A 4,597-nucleotide genomic window follows, 5' to 3' on the forward strand; every position below is an offset into this window, starting at 1 on the left:
CTGTTATGTCGGCATTAGTTGTTATAATTAGCTATAAGGTTGTAAGAATTTTTGCTAAGAAAAATTCTATAGATTATTGCTGAATGCTTTGAATATTAGATAGATTGGTAGAAATCGATTCTCTTTCGCCTTTAGAAGCAACATCTAAAATGGAATCTCAGGAACGAACAAATATAGATTAAAACATGTATATTTGTGAAAGTTAAGTAATCAATGCAATAAAAATAATATTCCTATGATTAAAAGGACAATACTAATTTTGTTTTTATCGTTTTTTGTTTTTTCATTAAATGCACAAAAACTCTCCTTCAAAAAAGACGGTACTTTTAAAATAGTACAGTTTACCGATATGCACTACATTCACGGGAATCCGAAATCCGATACAACTTTACTGCTTATATCCCGTGTTTTGGATGCTGAAAAGCCCGATATGGTCGTCTTTACGGGTGATATAGTAACCGGCCGCCCCGTACGGGAAGGATGGGATGCCCTTACAAAATTCGTTATCGATCGTCAAATACCTTTTGCCGTGGCATTAGGTAATCATGATCATGAGCAAGGCTTTACTCGCGAGGAGATTGCCCGCATAATTACAGCCTACCCTTATAATCTCAATACAATTTCAGTACCCGGCGTTACAGGTGTGATGAATGATGTAATCCCCATTTACGGAAGTGACAAACATCTGAAAGTAAACTCACTCATCTACTGTTTTGACTCAGGAGCTTATTCTACTATCGACGGAATAAAGGGGTACGGATGGATTACACCTGAACAAATTGAATGGTACAGGAATAAGAGCTTGCGATACACCATTGATAATAACTTCAAGCCATTGCCGGCATTGGCATACTTCCACATTCCCCTGCCTGAATACCGGCAAGCATTCAATGATGAAAAAAACGTTCGTTTTGGGGTGAGGCTTGAGGATGAATGCCCTCCCGAGCTCAACACGGGGCTCTATTTTGCAATGCGTGAGATGCGGGATGTGATGGGTGTTTTCACCGGGCATGAACATGTAAATGATTACATCGTCAACTATAATGATATTGCGCTTTCTTACGGATGCTTCAGTGGCTGGAGGACAACCTACGTACCACAAATGAATGGTGTTCGTGTAGTGGAGTTAAAAGAAAATAAGCGTGAGTTTGATACCTGGATTCATCTGCTTGATGGACGGATCAAAGACAAAGTCTCTTTTCCGGATGATTTCTCTGGTTCCGTGAAATAAACAAAAATAGAACTCAATGTGTCCCGCTTATCGCTATACTAATAGTGCCCAGAATTGCTGTAATCGCTTTAGAATGTGCTGCCTCTTAATTTGTACCACGATTGTTACGTATGTTTTCCGTTTCAAAATTCTGGATCATATCTTAGTTGATTATTCAATTAGCTCGCCAATTTTTAAGTCGGTTTTTGTAAATATCATCGTATGATTGTAAATACAGTAATCTCTCCGGTTTTGAGAGTTTTTCGATCTTGAATGTGATCTCTTGCCCAAAAGACAGCAGTGGAACTAAAATCAGTGTTATGCCAGTAATCTTGGCTTTAAATTCGCCTTTTTCGGTTTTAACTATGTATCTTTCTTTATGTTCCGAAATTATTCTACCAATTTCAAAGTCTTCAAGGTTATTCTCAATCCTTAATTTTTCAATTTTATCATTATATCCTAGATCATCTAATTTCATATCCGTATCAATCTACTTTATTTGAGAAACCTGCTGAAGAACTTCCACAGCTCATCACCCGTATCCAAATCATCCCAGAACCAGGAATGTCCACCTCCAATCATCTCATACAACCACACTTCACTGTCATTGGTTCCACCGGAAAAACGGTGCTTCACGATTGTGCGGTTATTGGGCGCTTTTCCGATGACCGTATCGGTTTGCATGAGCGTGCAGCGGTTCTTAGCCGCACAGAAGTGTGCGGCAAGGGGCACAGGAATATATTCACCCCATCCCCCCTTATTATCGGGATCGCCTTCCCAGACAGAAATCTTATCATCCGTGCCGTGGATTTCGAAGAGGGAAACAGGGTGGGTAGAATTGTCGCTTTTGTAAAGCCATTCCATCATCAATCCGGATACCGGCGCAACGGCAGCAAACAGATCCGGTTCCCGGGCTGCCAACTGATAACACATCTCCCCTCCGTTCGACATCCCCACGCAAAAGACATTCTGTTTGCTGAAGCCATGCTTCTGTTGCAGATGACGGACCAGCTGCGTCAGAAATTCCACGTCGTCAATCGTCATATCGTGTTGAAAGGGATACCCTACATTCCAGCCTGTCTTCCCCGTGCCGTCTTTCTCGCCCTGCGGGTAACAGACCGCAAAGCGGTGACGGTCGGCCGTTTCGTTTAATATGTCCGGGGTTGGATTACCGTACCCATGCAGTACAATGACCAGCGGTCCATTCTCCGGCATGTTTTCCGGTATATGCAACCGATACACCCGTTCAATGCCTTCACACTGCAGGGTATATTCCGGCGTATTGTCGGCACGTACACTGCCAACGGCAGCAACAAAAAGCATGAGTACTGTCAAGAAGGATCTGGCAGTCAGAACTTCAAATAAATGTTTCAAGTCAGGTAATCGCATAAAAAATAGTTTTTACTAAAAGAATAATTTCAATCGTTTTATCATCAATTTTCAGTATCTGTTCACTATCTCGCTTAATAATCATCAACCTTTTACATTCTAATACGTTGGAAAGTTTCAATAATGCTCCAACCTCTCTATCGAATGTGTCATCGCTGTTATCAAGGTCATAGCACACTTGAATGGCAATGGCTTCACCAGGGATATAAAAATCCACTTCAACTCCTTTTGGTTTCCTTATCAACCAGCTTGCCGGCTATATTTTGTAACGAAGAAATCAGCCAGGTATCTTTGACATATCCTATATAGTTGATTATTGTTGTTTTGCCTACTTCCGCTCTGGTCGATGACACCATGTTGCTTACTCTTGAAAATGACACGGGTTGCTTCATCTTGATTCATTTCGGGGCTTACCCTTCCAAACTCTTCAGAGCTTATCGGCTAATTTTATAATCACATCCTCTTTTATAATTTCCTCAACGTTTGTCAGCGGTAAAACGACATGATTCAGGTCTGTTCCTTCAGTCCTGCTATGTAGAATTCCTCTGGACGTGCCTACCACTATTACACTGAGATGACGTGCGAACCCTTTCTCTAAAACAAGCTCGTTCGTTTCTTCATCGTACATGCATTTCCACGATTCGGGTTTTAATTGAAAATACGCTTTTGTTTCAACGATGATAAAGGGCACAGTTTTATTATTCGACTCAAAACGGAACGAAGCAGAAACCACTACAATTTCCTCTTTTTCCCCGGCACCGAACGCTAATTGTGTATTTACTCCTATCGGCGCATCGGGTTCGTACATATCTCTCAGTATACCAAACTGATCAGTACTCAGTCTTACTAACCTGAAGTTAATAGTTTCTTTCATGCAACATTATCATCCTTGTTTTGGAAAGTATTTTTATAGTTGACATAATCATCATTCACCCGGGTACTCAAACTCTTAGATAATGGAATTCTCGTATATGACTCATTATACGTTATTGTTTCAGGATAAACATACTGTACGTTTCCGTTCACAGAGATGAGGGTAATACCCAAAGCTTCCTCTATTTTCCATATGGTCTCGAGCGATAGATTCTCCTTACCTTTTACTATCTTACTAACATATTGCGGAGACACATTCATTCTCAATGCCAATTCCTTCTGCGATAATCCTTTTTCATCCAATTCGCTAAGGATACGAAAAGCTATTTTGGAAGATTGTTTTAACCATCCATTATTTTGTCTGTACCAATTGGCTTCCTCCTGCCAAGACGACATTTTCCCGGCAGCAAGCTCCTTTAATCTATCTAAACTTTTTCCCATAATTATCAAAGTTGAAATTCAATGAAATCAACGAGTCCGTCACCATCAAAAACATTCTCTTTCATTAAAAAGTTTCGTCCTTTTTCTAATTTGATAAGTTCTTCCATGGTATGCGCCCTTTCTTCCATCTTGTGTGTGAGTTTAATAGCTCCTCCTGTAATCACGTAAACACCCTTCTCAACACGCAGTCCATATAGCCTTAACCAACTGGGAGCATTCATGCCATAGCATTTACTTTTATTCAAATTGATGAATGAAGTTTGTAAATCATTTAGAGGTTTGAATCGTTCTTCTAGATTTATTTCATGATTATCCAGAAATTCGCTTTCAAATTCTAAAGCATCTTGAACTGTTTTATCTATTGCATATTCTATAGAAATGTACTTCCAGATAGATCGATGAAGATCTTTGTAATTGAATTTAAAAAAATTGTACAGAAACTCCGGATCTTTCCAATTGCTGAATTGAAATGCAAGCTCGTCTTTGGAAACTCCTTTATACCAAAAAGTGAATAAATTTTCTACAAAGGTAGTAACAATTTTCATAATATCAACCTACAGGTTTACTTTAACGTCATTTTATCTCTAATTTAACAAATGCTGATACAATGACTATTTAATCATTTCCCGCTACATTAATTTTCCATGGTGATCTTCTTGGTTTAGCTTATCTACAGTAACTTGT

At 39.4% G+C, this 4,597-nt stretch carries 8 protein-coding genes; 1 reads left to right on the forward strand and 7 read right to left on the reverse strand.

The features are described 5' to 3' along the window. Positions 1–235 precede the first annotated feature (235 nt). Complete coding sequence (locus B3B27_RS07770) at positions 236–1,231, forward strand: metallophosphoesterase family protein (RefSeq protein WP_286832803.1); 996 nt, start codon at positions 236–238, stop codon at positions 1,229–1,231. Positions 1,232–1,385: 154 nt separating this feature from the next. Here B3B27_RS07770 and B3B27_RS07775 read toward each other — a convergent pair whose 3' ends face one another. The 7 genes from B3B27_RS07775 to B3B27_RS07805 are packed head-to-tail and all read right to left on the reverse strand — an operon-like array spanning position 1,386 to position 4,458. Next, on the reverse strand, positions 1,386–1,688 hold the full coding sequence (locus B3B27_RS07775; RefSeq protein WP_286832802.1) for a hypothetical protein: 303 nt from the start codon (positions 1,686–1,688) through the stop codon (positions 1,386–1,388). A 17-nt stretch (positions 1,689–1,705) separates the two neighbouring features. After that, the gene (locus tag B3B27_RS07780; protein WP_286832800.1) at positions 1,706–2,599 is read right to left on the reverse strand and encodes an alpha/beta hydrolase family esterase; all 894 of its coding nucleotides are present in this window, start codon (positions 2,597–2,599) and stop codon (positions 1,706–1,708) included. Further along, the gene (locus B3B27_RS07785; RefSeq protein WP_286832798.1) at positions 2,586–2,816 is read right to left on the reverse strand and encodes a hypothetical protein; all 231 of its coding nucleotides are present in this window, start codon (positions 2,814–2,816) and stop codon (positions 2,586–2,588) included. Before B3B27_RS07785 ends, B3B27_RS07780 begins: the two co-directional genes overlap by 14 nt. A 1-nt stretch (position 2,817) precedes the next feature. After that, the gene (locus B3B27_RS07790; protein ID WP_286847235.1) at positions 2,818–2,991 is read right to left on the reverse strand and encodes a hypothetical protein; all 174 of its coding nucleotides are present in this window, start codon (positions 2,989–2,991) and stop codon (positions 2,818–2,820) included. A gap of 35 nt (positions 2,992–3,026) precedes the next feature. Beyond that, on the reverse strand, positions 3,027–3,473 hold the full coding sequence (locus B3B27_RS07795; protein WP_286847236.1) for a hypothetical protein: 447 nt from the start codon (positions 3,471–3,473) through the stop codon (positions 3,027–3,029). Further along, a complete protein-coding gene (locus B3B27_RS07800; protein ID WP_286832794.1) occupies positions 3,470–3,913 on the reverse strand; it encodes a helix-turn-helix transcriptional regulator in 444 nt (147 codons plus the stop codon). Before B3B27_RS07800 ends, B3B27_RS07795 begins: the two co-directional genes overlap by 4 nt. 5 nt (positions 3,914–3,918) lie before the next feature. Next, entirely contained in the window at positions 3,919–4,458 is a 540-nt protein-coding gene (locus B3B27_RS07805; RefSeq protein WP_286847237.1) for a hypothetical protein, read from the reverse strand. Positions 4,459–4,597 lie beyond the last annotated feature (139 nt).

Origin of the sequence: Proteiniphilum sp. UBA5463 (assembly GCF_002427225.1) — a bacterium.
GTDB lineage: Bacteria > Bacteroidota > Bacteroidia > Bacteroidales > Dysgonomonadaceae > Proteiniphilum > Proteiniphilum propionicum.

Coding starts and splice junctions, on each gene's coding strand:
- B3B27_RS07805 (WP_286847237.1), bottom strand. CDS start 4,458: ATGAAAATTGTTACTACCTTTGTAGAAAATTTATTCACTTTTTGGTAT.
- B3B27_RS07790 (WP_286847235.1), bottom strand. CDS start 2,991: ATGAAGCAACCCGTGTCATTTTCAAGAGTAAGCAACATGGTGTCATCG.
- B3B27_RS07775 (WP_286832802.1), bottom strand. CDS start 1,688: ATGAAATTAGATGATCTAGGATATAATGATAAAATTGAAAAATTAAGG.
- B3B27_RS07800 (WP_286832794.1), bottom strand. CDS start 3,913: ATGGGAAAAAGTTTAGATAGATTAAAGGAGCTTGCTGCCGGGAAAATG.
- B3B27_RS07780 (WP_286832800.1), bottom strand. CDS start 2,599: ATGCGATTACCTGACTTGAAACATTTATTTGAAGTTCTGACTGCCAGA.
- B3B27_RS07795 (WP_286847236.1), bottom strand. CDS start 3,473: ATGAAAGAAACTATTAACTTCAGGTTAGTAAGACTGAGTACTGATCAG.
- B3B27_RS07770 (WP_286832803.1), top strand. CDS start 236: ATGATTAAAAGGACAATACTAATTTTGTTTTTATCGTTTTTTGTTTTT.